This window comes from Streptomyces argenteolus, from assembly GCF_042902585.1.
In the GTDB taxonomy this organism is placed as follows: domain Bacteria; phylum Actinomycetota; class Actinomycetes; order Streptomycetales; family Streptomycetaceae; genus Streptomyces; species Streptomyces argenteolus.
Window position 1 is genome coordinate 436113 of record NZ_JBIBEG010000004.1, and the last position, 22199, is coordinate 458311.

At 70.1% G+C, this 22199-nt stretch carries 12 protein-coding genes; 3 read left to right on the top strand and 9 right to left on the bottom strand.

Annotated features, from left to right (window positions below):
• Window positions 1-93: 93 nt before the first annotated feature.
• From ACFY8O_RS17930 to ACFY8O_RS17955, 6 genes are all read right to left on the bottom strand, one after another.
• A complete protein-coding gene (locus ACFY8O_RS17930) occupies window positions 94-4380 on the bottom strand; it encodes a discoidin domain-containing protein (RefSeq protein ID WP_387903354.1) in 4287 nt (1428 codons plus the stop codon).
• 362 nt (window positions 4381-4742) lie between these two features.
• Window positions 4743-5927, bottom strand: a complete 1185-nt coding sequence (locus tag ACFY8O_RS17935) for a S8 family peptidase (RefSeq protein ID WP_387903357.1) — start codon at window positions 5925-5927, stop codon at window positions 4743-4745.
• A 183-nt stretch (window positions 5928-6110) separates the two neighbouring features.
• On the bottom strand, window positions 6111-8186 hold the full coding sequence (locus ACFY8O_RS17940; RefSeq protein ID WP_387903359.1) for a beta-galactosidase: 2076 nt from the start codon (window positions 8184-8186) through the stop codon (window positions 6111-6113).
• Window positions 8187-8282: 96 nt separating this feature from the next.
• Window positions 8283-9623 (bottom strand): ABC transporter substrate-binding protein, encoded by a 1341-nt coding sequence (locus tag ACFY8O_RS17945; protein WP_145812862.1) that lies wholly within the window; start codon window positions 9621-9623, stop codon window positions 8283-8285.
• A gap of 156 nt (window positions 9624-9779) precedes the next feature.
• On the bottom strand, window positions 9780-10721 hold the full coding sequence (locus ACFY8O_RS17950) for a carbohydrate ABC transporter permease (protein WP_145812864.1): 942 nt from the start codon (window positions 10719-10721) through the stop codon (window positions 9780-9782).
• A 3-nt stretch (window positions 10722-10724) separates the two neighbouring features.
• A complete protein-coding gene (locus tag ACFY8O_RS17955) occupies window positions 10725-11645 on the bottom strand; it encodes a carbohydrate ABC transporter permease (protein WP_145812866.1) in 921 nt (306 codons plus the stop codon).
• A 466-nt stretch (window positions 11646-12111) separates the two neighbouring features.
• Here ACFY8O_RS17955 and ACFY8O_RS17960 point away from each other — a divergent pair, with 466 nt between their 5' ends.
• The 3 genes from ACFY8O_RS17960 (at window position 12112) to ACFY8O_RS17970 (ending at window position 17803) form a co-directional block, all read left to right on the top strand.
• Complete coding sequence (locus tag ACFY8O_RS17960) at window positions 12112-13128, top strand: LacI family DNA-binding transcriptional regulator (protein ID WP_387903363.1); 1017 nt, start codon at window positions 12112-12114, stop codon at window positions 13126-13128.
• Between the two features lie 118 nt (window positions 13129-13246).
• A complete protein-coding gene (locus ACFY8O_RS17965; RefSeq protein WP_387903365.1) occupies window positions 13247-13879 on the top strand; it encodes a YdeI/OmpD-associated family protein in 633 nt (210 codons plus the stop codon).
• 909 nt (window positions 13880-14788) lie between these two features.
• Window positions 14789-17803, top strand: a complete 3015-nt coding sequence (locus tag ACFY8O_RS17970) for a carbohydrate binding domain-containing protein (RefSeq protein WP_387903368.1) — start codon at window positions 14789-14791, stop codon at window positions 17801-17803.
• A 74-nt stretch (window positions 17804-17877) separates the two neighbouring features.
• Here the strand turns inward: ACFY8O_RS17970 and ACFY8O_RS17975 are convergent, their stop codons facing one another.
• From ACFY8O_RS17975 to ACFY8O_RS17985, 3 genes are all read right to left on the bottom strand, one after another.
• Window positions 17878-19908 carry a GTP-binding protein gene (locus ACFY8O_RS17975; protein ID WP_387903370.1) on the bottom strand — a complete coding sequence of 677 codons (2031 nt, stop codon included), beginning with the start codon at window positions 19906-19908 and terminating at the stop codon, window positions 17878-17880.
• 144 nt (window positions 19909-20052) lie between these two features.
• Window positions 20053-21117 (bottom strand): aldose epimerase family protein, encoded by a 1065-nt coding sequence (locus tag ACFY8O_RS17980; RefSeq protein ID WP_387903372.1) that lies wholly within the window; start codon window positions 21115-21117, stop codon window positions 20053-20055.
• Complete coding sequence (locus ACFY8O_RS17985; protein WP_145813427.1) at window positions 21117-22154, bottom strand: LacI family DNA-binding transcriptional regulator; 1038 nt, start codon at window positions 22152-22154, stop codon at window positions 21117-21119. Before ACFY8O_RS17985 ends, ACFY8O_RS17980 begins: the two co-directional genes overlap by 1 nt.
• Between the last annotated feature and the right edge of the window lie 45 nt (window positions 22155-22199).

Here is a 22199-nt window from a genome sequence, read left to right on the forward strand (position 1 = left end):
GGGCACACGGGCTCTGCGCGGACCGACGGCGGGAACGCGGCGTGGCCCCGCGCCGGTCCGGCGCGGGGCCACGCTCGTACGGTGGGGCGATGCCTACGGATTGATGCCGATCTTGAAGGTGGAGGTGGTGTTCCTGACGTCCTGGGCGTTGCCGCTGAGCTTCAGCCCGTTGAACGTGACCTCGCCGACGGCAGGGCCCTGTCCCGCCTCCGGCATCTCGTTGGCCCACAGTCCGAAGCCCGACTTCGCGTCGAAGGCGTCACCGCTCTTGCGCGCCCCGGAGATCGAGATGTCGGTGAGGACCGTGTCCTTGATGGGGAACTGCGGTTGTCCTCCCACGTAGTTGGTCTGGAACATGATCCCGCTGTACGTCGGGTCGACGATGTCCACGTGCGAGATCCTGATGCCCTGGAAGACCTTGGAGGCCGAGAACAGCCAGATCCCGGGGAAGGTCTGACTCCCCCAGAAGTGCCCTCCCGCCCGCGCCACCGTGACGTTCTCGATCGCCGTGGGACCGGTGCCGAAACCGTTCATCGGATAGCCGAAGTCGAGTGAGCTGACCGTGATCCCGGAGTACACCAGGGTGTCGGCGACGAGGATGTTGCGGAAGGTGTTGTCGTAACCGCCGTAGACGGCCACACCCGCGGCCCGCCAGGTGAGGAGGGACGTGAGGTTCTCGTAGACGTTGTTCTTCATGTCCGCGCCGCCTGCGTCGATCGCCGAGAACAGCGCGAAGCTGTCGTCGCCGGTGGCCCGTGCCTCGTTGTTGGTCACGTGGTTGTCCGTGGACCCGTTGGTCATGTTGATGCCGTCGGCGAACATGTTGCGGATCCGCGCGTTCCTGATCGTGACGCCGTCGGTGTTGGCGCCCCAGTAGAGGCACACCATGTGCTCGTTCCAGATGTTGTCGATCACGATGTCCGAGACGTTGGAGAAGTCGAACACCTTGCCCGGCCCGTCGATGCGGGACGTGTAGTTGCCGAAGTACGCGAAGTTCGAGAACGACGAGCCCTTCGCACTGGCCTCCGCACGGAACCCGATGTCGGTGTTGTCCTGCGTGGACGGAGCACGGAACCGGGTGAACCAGGGCCCTGCGCCGACGACCTTCACGGCCTTGCCGTAGACCTGGAACTTGCCGGCGGTGGAATAGTCTCCGGCCGGCAGGTAGACGCCCTTGAGGGTGCCCGTGCTGTCCATCCTGACCTTGTCGAGGGCGTTCTGGACGTCCTGGTGGGTGAAGCCCGCCGGCACGGTGTAGGTGGCCGGGTCCGGGTTGGCCACCGGGGAGACCTGTTCCAGGCTGACGAAGTCGATGGCGTAGGTGCTGGTGTTGGCCGCGTCCTTCTGCAGGCGGATCGTGCTGCCCGCCGGTACGGTCCGGCCCAGCAGGACGTTCGCCTCGTCGTAGATGTGGCGGGGCGCGCCCGCGCTCGGGTCGTTGCCCGGCCCGGTCTCGTTCCCGTACAGCCAGGCGTACTTCGAGGTGAGGTCGATCGCCTTGAGGAAGGTGCCGTCGACGTAGACGTTCAGCTTCGACTCGATGCCGCCGCCGCCCGGGGCGTCCGGGATGGAGAACCGCGTCACCAGGGTGTTGGTGGCGGCCCTGGTGGTGAACTCCACGTAGGTGCCGGTGCTGCCGAGGGTGACGGCCTTGCGGCCCGACGCCTCGCCCGCGACGTCCCCGACGGTGCGGTTGGGGCCGACGACCTTCGCCCCGCCACCCGTGACACCGTCCTCGGCCTCGTACATGTCGTAGGGCATGTCGGCGCCTCGTCCGACGAAGAGCGACTCGGTGCTCGTGTTGTTCGCGCGCTTCACCGGCAGTTCCGCGGCGTCGTCGGCGAGCACCACCTTCACCGTGTACGAGCCGTCGGCGGCCGTCCAGGTGCCCAGGGAGACCGGTGCGGTCGTGGAACCCGCGGCGATGGCGCCGTTGTGCGCGCCGGTGAGGGTCTTGACCGTGGCGCCCTTGGAGTCGATCAGGCTGAGGGTGATCCCGTGGCTGCCGCTCGCGGAGGCCACGGAGCCCTGGTTCTTCACGGCGACGGAGAAGGTGACCGTGTCGCCGTTCGAGGGGGACGACGGGGAGGTGGTGACCGCGCTCGTCACGAGGTCGGAGCTGGAGACGGGCTTCACCACCAGCGGGGTGCCGCTGGTGAAGCGGTTGTTCGTCTCGTTCTGCTCGATGATCGCGTCCGCCGGGTCGACGACGGCTCCGAGCGTGTAACTGCCCGCGTCACGCGCGCCCACGGACACGGTGACCTGGGTGGAGGCACCCGCGGCGAGTGCGCCCACCGAGGCGGTGGCGACCTTGGATCCGCCGAGCTCGAAGTCCAGCTTGCCGGCGGGAGCGGCGAGCGCGCCGGAGTTGCGGACGGTGGCCGACAGGGTGATGGCGTCCGATTCGACGGGGGCCGAGGGTGAGGCGGCGACCGCCGTGACCTGGAGGTCCGGGTTGGGGGCCGGAGCGCCCAGCACCTGGAACTCGGCGACCTGACCGGCGCCGGATCCGCTGTTGGCCGTGAACCTCAGCTGGACGTCGGCCACCCGGGCGGTGACCGGGATCGTCACCGTGTTGCCCGTCGCCGGACTGAACGCGTAGTCCTTGGCGGCGGCCAGACTCGTGAACGAGGTGGCGTCCTGCTCCCGTCCGAGCACCTGGATGTTCTGGGTGCGGGCTCCCCAGGCGCTGTCGGGGTTGAGCTTGACGACCACGCTCTCGGTGTCGGCGTTCGCCCCGAGCCTGACGGTCAGGGTGTTGGGGTAGCTGCCGCCGGCGCCCTCCCAGTACGTACTGAGGGAGTTGTCGTTGGCGTTGGCCGCGACGAAGGTGTGGACGACCGACGAGGCGGTGATCGGCTTGGAGACGGCGAGGTTGGAGGCGCTGCTCGTGGACCCGTTCCGTGTCACGGTGTTGCTGGCGCCGGAGACGTTGCCCGCCGCGTCCTTGGCCCGCACGACGTAACTGACGGTCGCGGCGGCGGGCTGGGTGTCGGTGTACGTGGTCACGTCGCCCGCCACGCTCTTGCGGAGCACGTTGTCGGCGTAGACGTCGTAGCCGGTGACGCCCTTGTTGTCCGAGGACGCCGACCAGGTCAGCTTGATCTGCCCGGTGGCCGGCTCCGTGAACGCGAGACCCGAGGGCGCGGTGGGCGCCTGCGTGTCACCTGAGTCGCCGGTGCGGGTGACGGTGTTGCTGTTGGCCGACTGGTTGCCCGCCGCGTCCTTGGCCCTGACGTAGTAGGAGACGGTCTCGCTCGCCGGGCGGGTGTCGGTGAAGGTGGTGACACCGCCTGCCACGCTGGTCAGCAGCGTGTTGTCGGCGTAGACGTCGTAGCCGGTGACGCCGGTGTCGTCCGAGGACGCCGACCAGGTCAGCCTGATCTGGCCGGTGGCCGGCTGCGTGAAGGCCAGACCGGACGGCGCGGTGGGCGCCTGCGTGTCACCGGTGGCCGGGCCGTAGATCTCCAGTTCGGAAAGCTGGGCGGCCGGCTGGACGGAGTTGGCGGTGACGAGCACCCGCACGTGGCGGGCCGTGGTCGCGTCGAAGGAGATCGTCGCCGACTGCCCGCCCGCTGCGTTGAAGGTGTATGCCTTGGACGCGGTCAGGTCGCTGAACTCCGTGCCGTCGGCGCTGCCCTGGATTTTCAGGGTCTGGGTGCGCTGCTCCCAGCCGTCGGGCAGCCGGAGCACGACCCGGTCGACCCGGACCGAGGCACCGAGGTCGGCCTGGATCCACTGCGGGAGCTCGTTGTTCCTGCTCTCCCAGTAGCTGGCCCGGTTGCCGTCGTTGCCGTTCGAGGCCGTGTACGTCTCGGTCCAGCTGCTCGCCTTGAGCGTCCTGCCCGCCGCGAGGTTGACGGAGGACTCGCCCGCGGCCCTGACCTCGAGTTCGGAGAGCTGCGCGTTCTGCCACCCCGTGTTGGCCGTGACGTTCACCCGCACGAACCGGGTCTGGGTGGCCGGGAAGGTTATCTTCACGGCGTTGGAGGTGCCGGGGCTGAAGGTGTACGCCGCCGAGCTCTTCAGGGTCGAGAAGCTGGTGCCGTCGGCACTCCCCTGGACGGAGAGGGTCTGCTGCCTGGTCTCCCACCCCGCGGGAAGCTTCAGCGTCACCTCGTCCACCCGGGCGGTGGTGCCGAGGTCGGCCTGGACCCACTGCGGCAGCGCGCCGCCCGAACCTTCCCAGTACGTCGCCTGGTTGCCGTCCGTCACGTTGCGGGCGGCGTACTCGCCGGCACTGCTCGCCGCCGCGGTCCGGCCCGCGGCGATGTTGGGCCCGTCGGCCGCCGCGGCGGTGAGCGACGGCCATCCGATCATCAGAAGACTGGTGGTGACCACGGCGGAAAGGGCCCGCCATCTCCAGCGTTGGGCTCTCATATGTCCCCGATCTTCGGCCTCGGCACGGGGCGCGCCGAGGGCGCGGCTCTGACTGGACCGCCCTGGGCAGCCTTTTCCTGCACACCCTGAGCGGTCTTTTGCGTATAGCTGTCAGAGAGTTGCAGAGAAGGGCGAGAGCGTCCACCGTTGGGACAGAAACCGGAACGCCGGAACTCGCGCCGTGAGAACCCGAAAGACAACCATCCGGGCCTGATTCGCGGACCGGTCCCCGCAATGACACGTCCGGAAGGTTACGTAAGTTATTTGCGCGGAGCTGCAAGGTTCCGGAAAGTGCCTGCTCCACGACATGGCGAAGCGGGGCCCGCGTGCTGCGGGCCCCGCTCCCGTACGGCTCGAACGGGTCAGAGGCCGCCTGTGTGGAGGAGGAGGTCGGGCGAACCGGTGCCCAGACCCGTCAGGACCTCAGGGGTCGCCTCCGCGGCGAGCCAGTCGGCGACCTCCTGCGGGGAGGCGTCAGGGTTCTGCTCCTTGTAGAGGGCCGCGACGCCGGCGACGTGCGGGCTGGCCATGGAGGTCCCGCTCAGCGTCGTGGATCCCCCGCCGAGCTTCGCGCTCACGATGTCCACGCCCGGGGCGTACTGCCAGACACACGTGCCCCAGTTGCTGAACGTCGCCTGCCGGTCCTGGTCGTCACTGGCGCCGATGGCGATCACGCCCGCGGCACGCGCCGGGGAGACGTCACAGGCGTCCTGGTTCTCGTTGCCCGCCGCGACGACGGGCAGGGTGCCCTCGGCCGCCAGGGCGTCGAAGGCGTCGTCCACCGCCGACGAGGCGGGCCCGCCCAGGGAGGCGTTGACGACGGCGGGCTGCTGGGCGTTCTGCGCGATCCAGTCGAGGCCCGCGATGATGCCCGCCCAGGTGCCCGATCCCTCGCAGTCGAGGACCCGTACCGGCACCAGGGAGGCCGCACGGGCCACGCCGTGCGTCGCGCCGGCCACGGTCCCGGCCACGTGGGTGCCGTGGCCGTTGCAGTCCTCGCCGTCCCGGCCGTCGCCGATCGCGTCGTACCCCGCGCCCACCCGGCCGCCGAACTCGGCGTGCGCCGACTCGATGCCGGTGTCGAGGATGTACGCCGTCACGCCCTGGCCGGTACCCGCCACGTCGTACGCGCCGTCCAGCGGCAGAGCGCGCTGGTCGATGCGGTCCTGTCCCCAGCTCGCGGCCACGGCGCGGCTCTTGGCACCCTTCCTGGCCGCGGGCGGCGACACGGAGGCCTCGCTGTTCTCCTCGACCGTCTGCACACCCGCCGCGCCACGCACCTTCTCGAGCTGGGCGGACGTGAGGGAGGCCGCGAAACCGTGCAGGACCGTGCTGTAGGTGAAGAGGGTGTCGACCCCGAGCTGCTCGGCCGTGGCGGCCGGCTTCTGATCGGGCGAGAGGGTGACGATGTACTGCCCGGGCACGGCCCGGGCCGACTTCTGCACCGGCACGAGAGTCTCGCCGGTGTCGGCCGTGGCCGGGGTGGTGCCGATCAGGGGGGCGATCAGCAGTAGAGCGGCTGGTGCCCAGCGGGCGCGCAGGCGCATGCGTTCTCCCTTGAGACGGAGGAGCGGGTCACGGACCGCGTCAGGCCCGTGACGTGCGAACACCTGTCCCTTCGTCCACATCCGGGGCGGGCCTTGAGCGGCGTCAGCCGGACAGCGCAACGATCGGTACACGCGCACGCCCATTCGGCCCGGCACGCCCGGAGGCGTGCCGGGCCCGGCCGCTCAGGCGAAGGGAGTCGCCCCGGCCGGCACGCGGAGCACCGCGACGCCCCGCGGCGGCAGCACCAGGCTCTCCCCGGCAACGGGCGACGGCCCCGTCAGGACCTCCGCTGCCACCGCCCCGCAGGCGACGTCCCCGTCCGTGCGGTTGACGAGGAACCAGTAGGCGCTGGAGCCGTCGGTGCGTACGGTCGTCTCCACCAGCCCCCGCGCCCCTGCGGGCAGTTCGCCGGCCACACCCGCGGCGGACAGCAGGGATCGCAGCACCTCGGTGAGCCCGTGGCCGTCCAGACGGGTGGAGACGTACGCGGCGGACCCGCCGTCCGGCCGGGCACAGCGGGTCAGGGCGGGCCGGCCCGCCTGGTCGCCGGACGTGTACCGCGCGAGCACCTCGGTACCGGGATCGGTCAGGTCGATCCGGTCGGTCCACAGAGTGCCGGACAGGCCGTTGTCGAGCGTCACCTCCTCGCCGTCGCACAGCGGGCCGAACTCCTCGATGCGGATGCCCAGCAGGTCCCGCAGCGCGCCCGGGTACCCACCGAGGTGCACGTGGTCGTTCTCGTCGACGATGCCCGAGTAGTAGGTGGTGGCGAAGTGGCCGCCGCCGCGCACGTAGGCACCCAGGCGGCCGGCGAGCGTCTGCGGGACGACGTGCAGCAGGGGGGCCGCGACGAAGTCGTAGACGCCGAGGTCGGCCGTGGTCGTGACGACGTCCACCCGGACTCCCAGCGCCAGGAACGCGGAGTACCAGTCGAGGACCTCCTGCCGGTAGTCCAGCAGCGAGGAGGGCTGCGAGTCGCGTTCCACGGCCCACCAGGACTCCCAGTCGAAGACCAGCGCCGCGCGCGCGGGCTCGCGCACGGAGCCCGCGACCGGGGCGAGTGCCTCCAGAGTCCTGCCGAGGGCGCTCACCGCGCGGAACACCGCGCTGTCCGCTCCCGCGTGGGGCACCATCGCCGAGTGGTACTTCTCGGCGCCGGCGGCGGACTGGCGCCACTGGAAGAAGCAGACCGCATCGGCTCCGTGGGCGACGTGGAGCAAGGAGTCGCGGGCGAGCTCCCCCTCGCCCTTGGCGACGTTGACGGGCTGCCAGTTGACGGCGCTGGTCGAGTGCTCCATCAGGAACCAGGGCCTGCCCTGGGCGATGGAGTGCGTGAGGCCGGCGGAGAAGGAGAGCTCGTCCAGGCGCTGCGGCCCGGGCCGGGTGTAGTGGTCGTTGGAGACGAAGTCGATCTCCTGGGCCCACTCCGGGTAGTTCATGCCCTTGGTCCCGCTCATCACCATGAAGTTGGTGGTGGCGGGTATCTCGGGGGTGATGCGGCGCAGGATCTCGCGTTCGGCCCTGAGGTAGTCCCTCAGCGCGTCTGAGGAGAAGCGCTTGAAGTCGAGCTGCTGGGTGGGGTTGGCGTGGCTCGCGGCGAGTCTGGGCGGCTGGATCTGCTCCCACTCCCCGTAGTACTGGGACCAGAAGGAGGTCGCCCAGGCCCGGTTGAGCTCGTCGAGGGTGCCGTAGCGGGCGCGCAGCCAGTCGCGGAAGGCCCGGGCCGCGTCGTCGGAGTAGTCGTAGATGTTGTGGCAGCCGAGCTCGTTGGAGATGTGCCAGGCGACCAGCGCGGGGTGGTCCGCGTAACGGGTGGCCATGGCTTCCACCAGCCGCAGGGCGTGCCTTCGGAAGACGGGCGAGGTGGGCCGCCAGTGCTGCCGCGCGCCCTGCGAGAGCGTCTCACCGGTCCGGGTGACCGGCAGGATCTCCGGGTGCAGGGTGGTGAGCCAGGGAGGCGGTGAGGCCGTGGCGGTGGCGAGGTCCACCGCGATCCCGTTGTCGTGGAGCAGGTCGAGCACCTCGTCCAGCCACGCGAAGTCCCAGCGGTCCTCGGCCGGCTGCAGACGGGCCCAGGAGAAGATCGCGACGGAGACGACGGTGACCCCGGCCTCGCGCATCAGCCGGACGTCCTCCTTCCAGACCTCGCGCGGCCACTGCTCCGGGTTGTAGTCGGCGCCGTAGGCGAGGTGCGCCGGACCGCCGCCGGTGAGCGGGCGCAGCCACGGGCGCCCGGAGGAGTCGGAGGAGGAGGTCATGATGATCCTTTGGATGCGGAGGTGCGTGTACGCACAGGGGCGGCCACCCGCCGGACGGACGGGCGGCCGCCCCTGTGCCGGGTCAGCGGCGAGGCGTCACTTGTTGACGCTGAAGCCCTGGTCCGTGCCGTAGGTGACGGCGGCCTTCTGCCACTCCTCCAGCCCTTCGGCCAGGGTGGTGGAGGAGACGTACGCCTTGCCCACGGAGTCGTTGAAGATGGAGTTCGCGTACACCTGGTAGGGCAGGTAGGACCAGGTGTCCGGCACCTGGCTCGCCGAGCGGGCGAAGATCTCGTTCGCCTTCTGCCCGCCGAAGTACGGGAAGCTGGTGTCGAGGAACGTCCGCGAGGACAGGTCCGCGGTGGTGGCGGGGAAGGCGCCGCCCTTGATGCGTGCCTGGACGCCGTCCGAGTGGTTCGCGTACTCGTTGAAGGCGTACGCGAGGTCCTTGTTCTTGCCGTCCTTCATCACCGCGAGGGAGCTGCCGCCGTTCTCGGAGCTGACCTCGCCGCCCTTCTCCCACTGCGGGAGGGGCGCCGCGCGCCAGTCACCGGCGGCCGACTCCACACCGGTGACGAAGTTGGCGGGCATCCACGCTCCGGTGGCGAGGGTCGCGATGGTGCCGTCCGCGAGGCCCTTATACCATTCGTCGCTCCAGTTGGTGATGGGAGCGAGGAGCTTCTCGTCGAGCAGCTGCTGCCAGACCTTGGTGAAGGCGACGACACCCTTGTCCTTGGTGAGGTCGACCGTCACATCGGTGTCGCGGGTCTTGAACGGGGTGCCGCCGGCCTGCCAGATCATGCTGGTCGTGAACCCGGCGTCACCCGTGTCGTTGGCTATGTAGGCCTTCGGGTCCGCGGCGTGCAGGGCGCGCGCCGCCTCGAGGTACTCGTCCCAGGTGGTGGGCGTGGCGATCCCGTGCTTGTCCAGGACCTTCTTGTTGTAGAACAGGGCCATCGGGCCGGAGTCCATGGGCAGGGCGTACACGGCCTCGTCCAGGGCGACCGAGTTCCACGGGCCCGGGGAGTAGTCGTTCTTGAAGTCCTTCGCGCCGTAGCGGCTCAGGTCCTCGAGGGACTTGCCGAGGGCGAACTGCCCGAGGGCGTAGTACTCGATCTGTGCGACGTCGGGCACACCGGATCCGGCCTGCACGGCGTTCTGCAGGGCGGTGTACTGGTCGTTGCCCGTACCGGCGTTGACCAGCTTCACCTTGACCTTCGGGTACTCCTTCTCGAAGTCGCTGACGACCTGCTTCAGCGTCGGTTCCCACGCCCACACCGTGATCGAACCGCCCTTCTTGAGGGCGGCACGGAGTTCACCGCCCGTGACCGCCTTGTCCGAGGCCGACTCGTCGGAGGACCCGCACGCGGTCAGGCTCAGCGCAGCCGCGCACAGCAGGCCTACGCCGCGCATCGCGCGTCTGGTCATGGTTCTCATATCGCTTCACTCCGTTGTGGTGAGGGTGGTTCACGAACCGTCGGGCGCCCGCACCGTGCGGTGCGGGGTGGTGAGGGGTGGAACACCGTGCGGGCCGGTGGCCGGGGTGATCCGGCCGCGGGGCACGGGGGTCGGGTGGCCTGCGGGGCGGGGGCGTCAGCCCTTGACGCTGCCCGCCGCGAGACCGGACTGCCAGTAGCGCTGGAGCAGCAGGAAGGCGGCGATCAGCGGCACGATGGTCAGCAGGGAGCCGGTGATGACCAGGTGGAAGACCGGTTGGCCGCCCGCGGTGGAGGCCTGCTCGTTCCAGGCGTCCAGCCCCAGCGTCAGGGGGTACCAGTCAGGGTTCTTGATCATGATCAGCGGCAGGAAGTAGTTGTTCCAGGTCTGCACCATGGTGAACAGCAGGACGGTCACGATGCCCGGTGTCAGCAGCGGGAGCGCGACCGTGAAGAACGTCCGCAGCTCCCCCGAGCCGTCCACCCGGGCCGCTTCCAGGAGTTCGGTGGGGATCGCCTCCGCGGCGAACACCCACATGAGGTAGAGCCCGAAGGGGGAGATCAGGGAGGGGATGATGACGGCCCACGGTGTGTCGGTGAGGCCCATCTTGCTGAACATGAGGAAGGTGGGGACGGCCAGCGCGGTGGCGGGCACGGCCACCGCTCCGATGACGGTGGCGAAGACGGCGCGCTTGCCCGTGAAGTCGAACTTGGCCAGGCCGTATCCGCCGAGCACCGCGAGGAAGGTGGCGCCGCCGGCGCCGACGACCACGTAGAGCAGGGTGTTGAGCAGCCACCGGACGAAGATGCCGTCGTCGTAGGTGAGTGTCTGGGTGATGTTGTCCCAGAGGGCGAAGTCCCCGCTGAACCAGAGCCCGAAGGAGTCCAGCAGGCTCTTCTGGGTCTTGGTCGCGTTGATGAACAGCCAGGCGAGGGGCAGCAGCGCGTAGACCGTGGTGAGTCCCATGAGCGCCGTGAGCAGGACGCTGCGGCGGGGCCGGCCGGGCGAGTGGCGCCTGCGCGTGACGCGCCGGGGGGCCTGGGCTCGGTGCGTGGCTCGCCGGGACGTCTGCTCGGCGGTGAAGGAAGGGGCGCTCATCGCTCAGGCCTCCTTTCGCATGCCGCGCAGCTGGACCGCGTACGCGATGATCATCGTGACCACGCCCATGATCAGGGAGACCGTGGCCGCGTAGTTCTGCTGCCGGCCGGAGAAGGACAGCGTGAAGGTGTAGAGGTTCGGCGTGAAGTACGTCGTGATGGCGTTGGGCGCCAGGTTCTGCAGGATGCTGGGCTCGTTGAAGAGCTGGAAGCTGCCGATCACCGAGAAGATCGTCGCGATCACCAGGGCCCCCCGGATGGCGGGGATTTTGACCGCGGTGACGATCCGCCACTGTCCGGCTCCGTCGATCTCGGCCGCCTCGTAGAGGGACGCGGGGATGACGCGCAGGGCCGAGTAGAAGATCAGCATGTTGTAGCCGATGAACTCCCAGGTGACGATGTTGCCGATGCTGGCCAGCACCAGGGAGGGCGAGAGCGGGTCGGGCAGGGTCACGCCGAGGGCGTCGTTGATGTTCGCGACGAGCCCGAACCGCGTGCCGTAGATGAAGCCCCACATCAGCGTGGCGACGACGGCGGGGACGGCGTAGGGCAGGAAGATCGATATCCGGAAGAAGCTCTTCCCGTACAGCCTGCCGCTGTCGAGCGCCAGGGCCACGAGGAGCGCCAGGCCGAGCATGACGGGCACCTGCACCACGAGGAAGAGGGCCACACGGCCCACGGCGTCCCAGAACTGGTCGTCCTGGAAGGCCCGCTGGAAGTTGTCCAGGCCGACGAAGGACGTCCCCCCGATCAACTGGTCCCGGAAGAAGCTCAGATACAGGGAGTAGGCGATCGGGGCGAGGAACACCAGGGCGAAGACGGCCATGAACGGGCCCACGAAGAGCCACCCGGCCCGGCCTCGCCCGGAGCGTGATCTTCCGGCTGGTGGGCGGCGTCCGGTCGTGAGCGGCGTAACGGCCGTCATGGGTACTCCTGTTGTTCCGGCGGTGAGCATGGCCCCGGCCGGATGGAGACACCGGACATCGTGGAGGCGCTGTGCTTGAGGGTGCCGATGCCCACGTGAACGTACTGATGTTTACGTAAACATTTATCGGTGAGGTGATGTCTACACGGCTGTTCCTCGTCGGTCAAGGCTCGGATCTCCTGTCAGGCGGACGAGTGGGGACCCGCTCCCCGGCCGGCGGCGACGCGCAGGCGCCCGTGTGTCGGCGGCACCTCGCGGGGGTGGTAGAAATGCCGGTGACCCGAGCCCACGGTCCGCACGCGACACGAGCCACACGCGCGGCGGAGACAGCGTGGGTACCGACCGGGACACACCCCAGGGACGCGCGAAGGAAGACGGCCCGGCGCGGCCGGACCAGCGCCCCCCTACGGCGAAAGGCTCACGCGAACACGACGGAGGCTACGAAGTGCACGGACAGGAAGAGGCCATGGACCGCCCTCCGCGCAAGGAGGCATCGATGGCCGACGTCGCGCGCCTGGCCGGCGTCTCCTCGCAGACGGTCTCCCGTGTCTCCAACGGTCACGCGGTGGTCTCCGAGGAGACCCGTGAACGCGTCCTGACCGCGATGAAGGAGCTGAACTACCGGCCCAACAGCGCCGCCCGCGCGCTCAAGAGCGGGAAGTTCCGCACCCTGGGCGTCATCCTGTTCACCCTGGCCACGACGGGCAACGTCCGCACGCTGGAGGCCATTTCCGCCTCCGCGGCGGACGAGGGCTACGCCATCACCCTGCTGCCGGTGGCGACACCGACCAGCACCGGCGTCCGGGGGGCCGTGACCGTGCTCGGCGAGCAGGTCGTGGACGGAATCATCGTGATCATGGAAGTCCGCCTGCTCGACGCCGCCATCTCCCTGCCGCCCCACACCCACGTGGTGGTGGCCGACTCCGACGCGGGCGACCGCTACAGCGTCGTGGACACCGACCAGTCCGGCGGCGCGAGGGCGGCGGTGCGGCACCTTCTCGACCTCGGGCACCGCACCGTGGTGCATGTCGCCGGTCCTGCGGAGTCGTTCGCCGCCCAGCGCCGCGCACATGCCTGGCAGCAGACCCTGGAGGAGGCCGGGTGCCCGGTTCCGCCTCCGGTGGGGGGCGACTGGTCGGCGGCGTCGGGATACCGCGCGGGCCTCGCCCTGGCGGCCGATCCGTCCTGTACGGCGGTCTTCGCGGCCAACGACCAGATGGCGCTGGGGGTCCTGCGGGCCCTGCAGGAACAGGGCAGGCGCGTACCCGAGGACGTCAGCGTCGTCGGCTTCGACGACATCGCCGACTCCGCCTCGTTCCTGCCACCGCTGACGACGGTCCATCAGGACTTCGCCGAGATCGGCCGGTTGTGCGTGGACGGCGTCCTGCGGCAGATCCGCAACGAGACGACGGAGCGGGGCACGACCCTGGTCCCGACACGGCTGATCGTCCGGGCCAGCACCGCCCCACCGCCTGCGGAGTGACGCGCGACGGCGGGATGTGCTCTCCCCGCTCGCGAGACCTCGACCTCACGAGGCAGCACCCGGCTCGGGCGGGCAGTACAGGACACGAACTGTCCTGTTGGCCGTCTAGCGTGGACGAATGACCTCATCGCCGACAAGGACGGGCACCGCGATGGCACGCAACGGGCAGGCGGACGGCAGTGGAGCGGACCCACAGGCGCGGCTCTTCGAGCGGGCGGCCCTGCTCGACGCCTGGCTGGAGAGACATCACGCGGAGCGCACCGAACTCTGGCTGAAGATCGCGAAGAAGGGCTCGGGCGTCGAGTCCGTCACCGCGTCCGAGGTCGTCGACGTGACGCTCTGCCACGGGTGGATCGACGGTCAGCGCCGGTCCCTCGACGACGTGTACTACCTGCAGAGGATCTCACCCCGCCGCCGTGGCAGCAGCTGGTCGCTCGTCAACGTGGGCAAGGTCGAGGCTCTGACGGCGGACGGCAGGATGCGGGAGTCCGGTCTCGCCGAGGTGCGGGCGGCGCAGACGGACGGTCGCTGGGCGGCGGCGTACCCGTCGCAGAGCAAGGCCACCGTGCCCGAGGACCTGGCGGCGGCGCTGGCCGCCGATCGCGGGGCCGCCGACCGCTTCGAGCAGCTCAGCAGGTCCGACCGCTACCTCGTGCTCCTCCAGCTGATGACGGCGCGGACGCCGGAGGTGAGAGCCGCCCGCCTCGTACGCGTCACGGCGAAGCTGGCGGCGGGCGAGCCGGTGCGCTGACCCGGCCGGACCGGACCCGGCGAGGGCCGGCGCAGACGGCGCGACGCCGGAAGCGGTCCGGGACGGGCCGAGGGCTTCGGCCGCCGCGGTGCGGCAGGCGGCCAGGAGAGGGGTGAGGGCGTGGGCGAGCGGATAGGAGTCGGTCAGTTCTCACCAGGCGGCAGGGAGGCGCGGTGCGGTGGGGGTGAGGGGGCGGCCGGGCGCAGCCCGGCCTGGACCGCGTCCACCAGCGCGGCGTGGAGCCCGGCCTCGGCGCGCGCGTAGTCGCGGATGACGTCGTGCAGGCTCAGGGACCAGCTGCTCCCGCGTCCAGACGCCGGCGAACGCCTCGCCGGGACGGCCGCCACCGTGAGCGCGGCCGAGGGCGGGGACGGTGCCGTCGCGCAGATAGTACGCCGCCGGCCGGCGACCCGCTCCGCGCTCGACCACCGTGCGGTGCAGGACACTTCCAGGCACCCGGAGGTTCCCCGTCGCGGGCACCGGCCGGGGGGCCGGGACCCTCCGCGAGGCGGGCCCCGCCCCGCCCCGCACGGCGGCCGTCACCGGGCGTGTTCCGCGCCGTGGAGCCGGACCACCCGGTCGCGCCTCCCCCGCCCGCCGGTGGGCGGATCCGGACCGTGACATCGCGAAACGGCCCGTCGACGCCCCAACACTCCGGCCCCGTCCCGCATTTCTCTTCGCCCGCGGTGTGCACGGCCTCTTTACGCAGCTGTCATGCCCAGGTAACTTCCGGCATGCAAGAGATTGCAGCAAGGTTCTGACAGGAATTTCTGTCAGGGCGCACTGCTCGCCCGAACCCTGAGGCGCGTCCGGGTTCCCCGGCGGGATCCTCACAGCCGCTCCCGGAACGGCTGTGCTGTCGGCAGCCGCGGTCCACCCCGCCCGCGGCCCTCCCCTGGAGACACACGCATGAGACGCACGCCTTTCCGGCTGCTCGGACGCCTGTCAGCGGCGGCCGCGGCGGCCCTGGTGCTGACGGGACTTCTGACCCCGTCACCCGCGCCCCCCGGAGCGGGGTCGGCCGTCCCCGCCGCCGCCTCGGAATCCACCGCGACGATCTTCTACTACACGAAGACCAAGAACTGGTCCGCGTACTGGCTGCACTACGCACCCGACGGCGGCTCCTGGACGTCCGTGCCCGGTGTGGCCATGGAACCCGCCTGTACGGACTGGGTGAAGCGGACCGTCACCCTGGGCAGCGCCTCCGGCCTGGCCGCGACGTTCAACAACGGCTCCGGCGTGTGGGACAACAACGCCGGCAACAACTACGACCTGGGTACCGGCACCATCACCGTCAAGGACGGAGTGGTGGCCCACAGCGACCCGTGCGCGGGCTCGGGGACGGATCCGGAGCCCGGTGAGGCGCACAGCGCCTCGGTCTACTACTCGACCGCGACGGTCGGCTGGACGACCACCAACCTGCACTACCGGCCGGCCGGCGGTGCCTGGACCACCGTGCCGGGCGTGGGCATGGAGACCGCCTGTACCGGCTGGATGAAGAAGTCCGTCGACCTGGGGACGGCGACCTCCATGACGGCCGCCTTCAACAACGGCAACGGGGTCTGGGACAACAACGGCGGCAGCAACTACACGATCCCCGACGGGCTTTCCACGGTGCGGGGCGGGAAGGTCACCGCCGGCGCCGCGGATCCGTGCGAGGCCGCGGCACCGGACACCCAGGCGCCCAGCACCCCCACGAAGGTCGCCGCAAGCGCCGACGGCGTCTCCGTGGTGCTGACCTGGGAACCCTCCACCGATGACCGTGGAGTGACGAAGTACCAGGTCACGCGCACAGGTGGCACCAAAGGCACGGTGGTGACCGACATCGGCTCCACCGTCTTCTCCGACACGGGGCTGGAGGCGAAGACGGCGTACCGCTACACCGTCAGGGCCGTGGACGCGGCGGGGAACGTGTCGGCGGCGTCGGCCGCCGCGACCGCGACCACCGGAGAGAAGCCCACCGCACCGGCCTCCGGCCGCCCGCTGGGCACCGACCCGCGCAGGGACCCGATCTACTTCGTGCTCACCGCGCGCTTCAACGACGGCGACAGCACGAACAACCGAGGTGGCAGCCAGCACACCAAGTCGGGCAACGCGGCCAACGACGACCCCATGTTCCGGGGCGACTTCAAGGGCCTGGTCGACAAGCTCGACTACATCAAGGGGCTCGGGATGTCGGCGATCTGGATCACGCCGGTGGTGCTCAACCGGTCGGACTACGACTACCACGGCTACCACGGCTATGACTTCTACGAGGTCGACTCCCGGCTGGAGTCCGCCGGGGCCTCCTACCAGGATCTCATCGACGCGGCCCACGCCAAGGGCATGAAGATCTACCAGGACGTCGTCTACAACCACTCCTCCCGCTGGGGCGCCAAGGGCCTGTTCACCCCCAAGGTCTACGGCGTCCGTGACACCCAGTGGAGCTGGTACTACGACGAGAGGAACGAGGGCTTCGAGTACGACGGCCTGACCGTCGAGACCAAGTCCGGGAAGTCGTACTACAACGGCGACCTCTGGTCCACGGCCGAGCCGTCCGGCAACACCTGCGTCAACTGGGGAACCCCCACCGGGGCCACCTCCCCGGAGGGCTACCGGATCTACAACTGCCAGTGGCCGAACCCCACGTCGGGCATGTTCCCGAAGGCGTACTACCACAACTGCTGGATCGGCAACTGGGAGGGAGAGGACTCCCGCAGCTGCTGGCTGCACGAGGATCTCGCCGACTTCAACACCGAGAGCGCGCCCGTGCAGAACTATCTGATCGGCGCCTACGACAAGTACATCGACATGGGGGTCGACGGATTCCGGGTCGACACCGCCGTACACATCCCCCGCACCACCTGGAACCGCCGCTTCCTGCCCGCCATCCAGGAACGGGTCACCCAGCAGTTCGGAGCCGAGGCCGCGAAGAACTTCTTCGTCTTCGGAGAGGTGGCCGCCTTCGTCAACGACAAGTGGAACCGCGGCTCGGTGAACCACTCCGCCCAGTTCTACACCTGGAAGGAGCGCAAGGAGTACAGCGCGGACGACGCGAAGGCCGCCCTGGAGATGTACGACTACGAGCAGCAGCAGGGCACCGGATCCCAGCCCACGTCCACCAACGCGTTCCTGGACGGCAACGCCTACCACACCCCGGACCACAGCCGGTTCTCCGGGATGAACGTCATCGACATGCGCATGCACATGAACTTCGGTGACGCGAACAACGCGTACGGCAACGGCAAGGACTCGGACGACAGTTACAACGACGCCACGTACAACGTCGTGTACGTCGACAGCCACGACTACGGCCCCAACAAGAGCAGCGAGCGGTATGCGGGCGGCACCGACGCCTGGGCCGAGAACATGTCGCTGATGTGGACCTTCCGGGGCATCCCCACGCTGTACTACGGCTCCGAGATCGAGTTCCAGGCAGGCAAGAAGATCGACTGCGGGCCGAGCTGCCCCCTGGCGACGACGGGGCGGGCGTACTACGGGGCCCATCTCGCCGGTGACGTGAAGGCGTCCGGCTTCGGCACGGTCGAGTCCGCGACCGGCGCGGTGGCCGACACCCTGGCGAAGCCGCTGGTCAAGCACGTGCAGCGGCTCAACCAGATCCGCCGCGCCGTCCCGGCCCTCCAGATGGGGCAGTACTCCACCGAGGGCATCTCCGGCTCGATGGCGTACAAGCGCCGTTACACCGACGCGGCGAGTGGCACCGACAGCTTCGCGCTGGTGACGGTCACGGGCGGCGCGACGTACACGGGCATCCCCAACGGCACCTACAAGGACGCCGTCACCGGGGACACGAAGGTGGTGACGGGCGGCACCCTCACCGTCCCGGCACCGGGCAAGGGCAACCTGCGGGTCTACGTCCTCGATCTCGGCGGCGAGAACGCGGCCCCGGGGAAGATCGGCGCGGCCGGTCCGTATCTGAAGTGAGCTCAGGGGTGACGGACGCGCCGCTCGCGCGTCCGTCACCCCGGGCCCCCTCGTCCGGATCAGGCCCTGCCGGCTCAGGACGAGGGGCCACGGCCGTCGCCACCCGCGCCGACCCGGCGCAGGGTGCGCAGGAGGTACTCCTTGCGGTTCAGCGGGTCCCGGTCGGTCCGGGGCCTGTGCGGAACCGGGCCCTCGACCGGCCGGTAGCGCTCGAACGCGGTCTCCACCACCCCTTCGCCCCGCGTCACCCCGGGCAGCAGGTGCTGGAGCGCGTGGACACGGGCGGCCGGGATCTCCCCCTCCAGCGTGCAGAGGCCGCCCACCGTCACCGGTGTTCCCGGCACGGCGCGCAGCCGCAGGAGACCGGGCACCAGCGGGCCGAGGGCGTCCGCCGGGATCTCGGCGCGGAAGCGGTGCATGGGCTCGTACACCGTGGTTCCGGCCTCCCTGAGCGCCTCCATCAGTACCAGCGGCGTCAGGTTCCTGAAGTCGCCGGCCGTGCTGGACATGCTCTTGTCGAAGACGGCGTGCGCATGGCTCTGCCGGGGCCAGTATCCGGAATGCGTCATGGTGACCGCGCAGTCGGTGACCCGCCATCCGTGCATTCCCTCGGCGAGCGTGTCCCGCACCGTGTCCTCTACCGCCCTCATCAGTGAGAAGGGCATCGAACCGAGCTCCACCTCCCGGCGGAATTCGACCCCGCTGCCGAATGCGGCGGGCTCCACCCGGAGTCCGACGGTGGCGAGAAAGGGATTCGGCTCCTTGTCGATGAATTCGACGGCGGCGCCCGTTCCCGCGGGCCGCTCCAGGCAGATGGTCGTGGTCTCCCGGAAACCCACCTCGATGCCGTACTCCTGCGCCAGCGTGGCCTGGATGACCTCCTTCTGCACCTCGCCGTAGAGCGAGAGCGAGACCTCCTGCCGGACGGGGTCGCTGCGTACGCCGATCAGCGGGTCCTGTTCCGCCAGGTGGCCGAGTGCCTGGTGCAGGGCCCCGCGGTCCTCGGCGCGGCAGGGGGTGACGACCGTCTCCAGGGTCGGCGGCGCGAAGTGGACGCGGGCCGGCGCCGGGGCGGCTTCACCGATCCGGTCTCCGATGCGCACGGTGTGGAGCCCTCGCAGCCTGCCGATGCGCCCGGCACGGAGCGAGGGCCCGGGCACGTCGGTGCCGCTGTCGAAGACGGTGATGGCGGAGATCTTGCCCTCGCGGGCCCGCTCGTCACCCTCGCCCCGCAACCGGACGCGCTCGCGGGTGCGCACCGTCCCCGTGAACATGCGGGCGTACGCGACCTTCTCCCCCGCCGGGCCCCGCTCGACCTTGAAGACCGTGCCCGCCGCCGGGCCGTCGGCTTCCTGACCCGTGACGGGGAGGAACTCGGTGATTCCTGAGGTCAGTTCCGCGATCCCGGCGCCGGTGGCTGCCGAGCCGAAGTACACGGGGTGCACCAGCGCCTGCCGGGTCTGCGCCGCGAGCCGGGCGCGGAGCAGGGCGTACGGGATCTCCCCGTCCTCGACGCACGCCGCCAGGAGGTCGTCGTCGTGCGTGGTGAGCAGATCGGTCAGCGCGGTGACGAAGGCGGGATCACCGGAGGTGAACGCCCTGGTGCGTGCCTCCCGGGTCCCCAGCCGGCCGGGCCGCCCCATGGCGACGACGGCGGGGGACAGCCGTGCGGCGATCTCCTCCAGGACGCTCCCGTGGCGGGCGCCCCCACGGTCGGTCTTGTTCACGAAGACCAGCGTGGGGATCCGCAGCCGGCGCAGGGCCCGCATCAGGATCCGGGTCTGCGCCTGCACGCCTTCCACGGCGGAGACCACGAGGACGGCACCGTCGAGCACACCGAGGACCCGTTCCACCTCCGCGATGAAGTCGGGGTGACCGGGGGTGTCGATGAGATTGACGGTGACGTTGTCGACGGCGAAGGACACGACCGCGGACTTGATGGTGATCCCTCGCTGCCGTTCCAGGGCGAGGGAGTCGGTCCGGGTACTGCCGTCGTCGACACTGCCGACCGTGTCGATGACTCCGGCGGCGTGGAGCAGCCGCTCGGTCAGGCTCGTCTTACCGGCGTCGACGTGCGCCAGGATTCCCAGGTTCACTGTGTGCACTGAGCTTCAGGTCCTCGAGATAGGGGTGAATTCCTGTCTGGGTGGACACAGAAGCTCGGCGCACGGACATCTCCCTCGTGGATCGGCTGGTGCGGGGATTACAGCAGCCGGCCGCACGGGGCGGCAATCGAATAAGGGACGGCCTCAGTTCCGCAGGTGCGCGAAGCGCAGTTCGGTGCGGCTGTGGGTGGTTTCTCCGGGGCGCAGCACGGTGCTGGGCAGTTCGGGCCGGTTCGGTGAGTCGGGCAGGTGCTGGGTCTCCAGGCAGACCGAGCCGTGGCGCTCGTGGCGGCGGCCGGTGGCGTCGGTGAAGGAGCCGTCGAGCTGGTTGGCGGTGTAGACCTGGATGCCGGGTTCCGTGGTCCACACCTCCATGACGCGGGTGGCGTCCGGAGCGGTGAGCCGTGCGGCACGGCGGAGTTCACCGCCGGGGCCCCGCAGCACCCAGCAGTGGTCGAACCCTCCGGCGCGGCGCAGTTGTTCGTCGTCGTGACCGAGCCGTTCGCCCAGGACGCGGGGGGCCGTGAGGTCGAAGGGCGTGCCGCGGACCTCGGCCTGCGGCCCCAGGGGGATCCCGTCCCCGTCGACCGGCAGATAGGTGTCGGCCTCGACCTCCAGGCTGTGGCCGAGGACGTCGCCGTGGCCGGCCAGGTCGAAGTAGGCGTGGTTGGTGAGGTTGACGACGGTCGGCCGGTCGGTGGCGCCGGCGTAGTCGACGGCCAGGGTCCCGGCGGTGTCGAGGGTGTACGTGACGGTGCTGTCCAGCGCCCCGGGGAAGCCCATGTCGCCGTGGGGACTGTGGAGGGTGAGCCGGACGGAGACGCTGTCCCCGGTACGTCCCTCGGTGGCGTCCCACACCTTGGTGTGGAAGCCCTCCGGTCCGCCGTGCAGAGCGTGTCCCCGGTCGTTGGCGGGGATGTGGTACTCGGTGCCGTCCAGGGTGAAGCGGCCGTGCGCGATGCGGTTGGCGTAACGGCCGACGACGGCACCGAAGTACGGGTGCTTGGCGGTGTAGTCGTCGAGGGTCGCGAGGGAACGCGTGACGGAAGCGGTGGCGCCCGTGGTGTCGGGGACGGCGAGGCGGTGCAGGGAGGCGCCGTAGGTGAGTACGTCGGCCTGGACTCCCGTACCGCTGTCGAGGGTCCACAGGTGGACCGGGACCCCCTGGACGGAGCCGAAGGGGGTGCTGTGCACGGTGGGGCGCGGCATCAGAGATCCTCTGTGGGGCCGGAGCGGGGCCCGGGCATGGTGGATTCGCGGACGACGAGGCGGTAGCCGGGGCGCGGCCTGCGCGGTTCCGTCACGGCTTCGCCCGAGAGCCGTTCGACGAGGCTGTCGACGGCGAGGCGGGCGATGGCCTCCTTGTCCGGGGCGATGGTGGTGAGGGTGGTGGAGGTGTAGCGGCACTCCTCGATGTCGTCGAAACCGACGACGGCGATGTCCTCGGGGATGCGCAGCCCGCGTTCGCCGATGGTCCGCATCGCGCCGATCGCGATGAGGTCGTTGTACGCGAACACGGCGTCGGGGCGTTCTCCCCGGTCCAGGAGCTCCGCCATCGCGGTGGCGCCGTCCTCGCGGCCGTAGCCGTCGGTGACGACGACGAGGGACTCGTCCGGTGTGATCCCGGCGGCGGTGAGTTCCTCGCGCCAGCCGCGCAGCCGCAGGTGCGCGGGCTGGCGTTCGCGGCCGGTGCGCGAACCGAGGAAGGCGATCCGCCGGTTGCCCTGGCCGACGAGGTGGCGCACGGCCGCGCGGGCCGCCGCGACGTTGTCGATGGCGATGTGGTCGTACGGGGCCTCGTACTCGCGCTCGCCCAGCAGGACCAGGGGCGCCGTCTCGGTGCGCGCCATGAGGTCCTCGGTCTCCAGGTGGATGGGGCTGAGGATGAGGCCGTCGATCACGTGCGACCGGAACCCCTGGCTGACCAGGAGTTCCTTCTCCCGCAGGCCGGCGGTGTGGTCGACCAGGACGGTGTAGTCGTGGCGGGCCGCCGCGTCGATGACGGCGCCGGCCAGCTCCGCGAAGTACGGGTTGCCGAATTCCGGGACGGCGAGGGCGATGATGCCGGTGCGGCCCTTGCGCAGGTGGCGGGCGGTGAGGTTCGGCCGGTAGCCGAGCTCGTCGATCGCCTGTTGCACCTTGGCGCGCATCGCCGGTGTGACGTGCTGATAGTTGTTCACCACGTTCGACACGGTCTTGATGGACACGCCCGCCCGTTGTGCAACGTCCTTGAGGCTGACGCCCACGGCACTCCTTGGTTCGGCTCGGCTTGGTCTGTGGTCCGGCCCTCG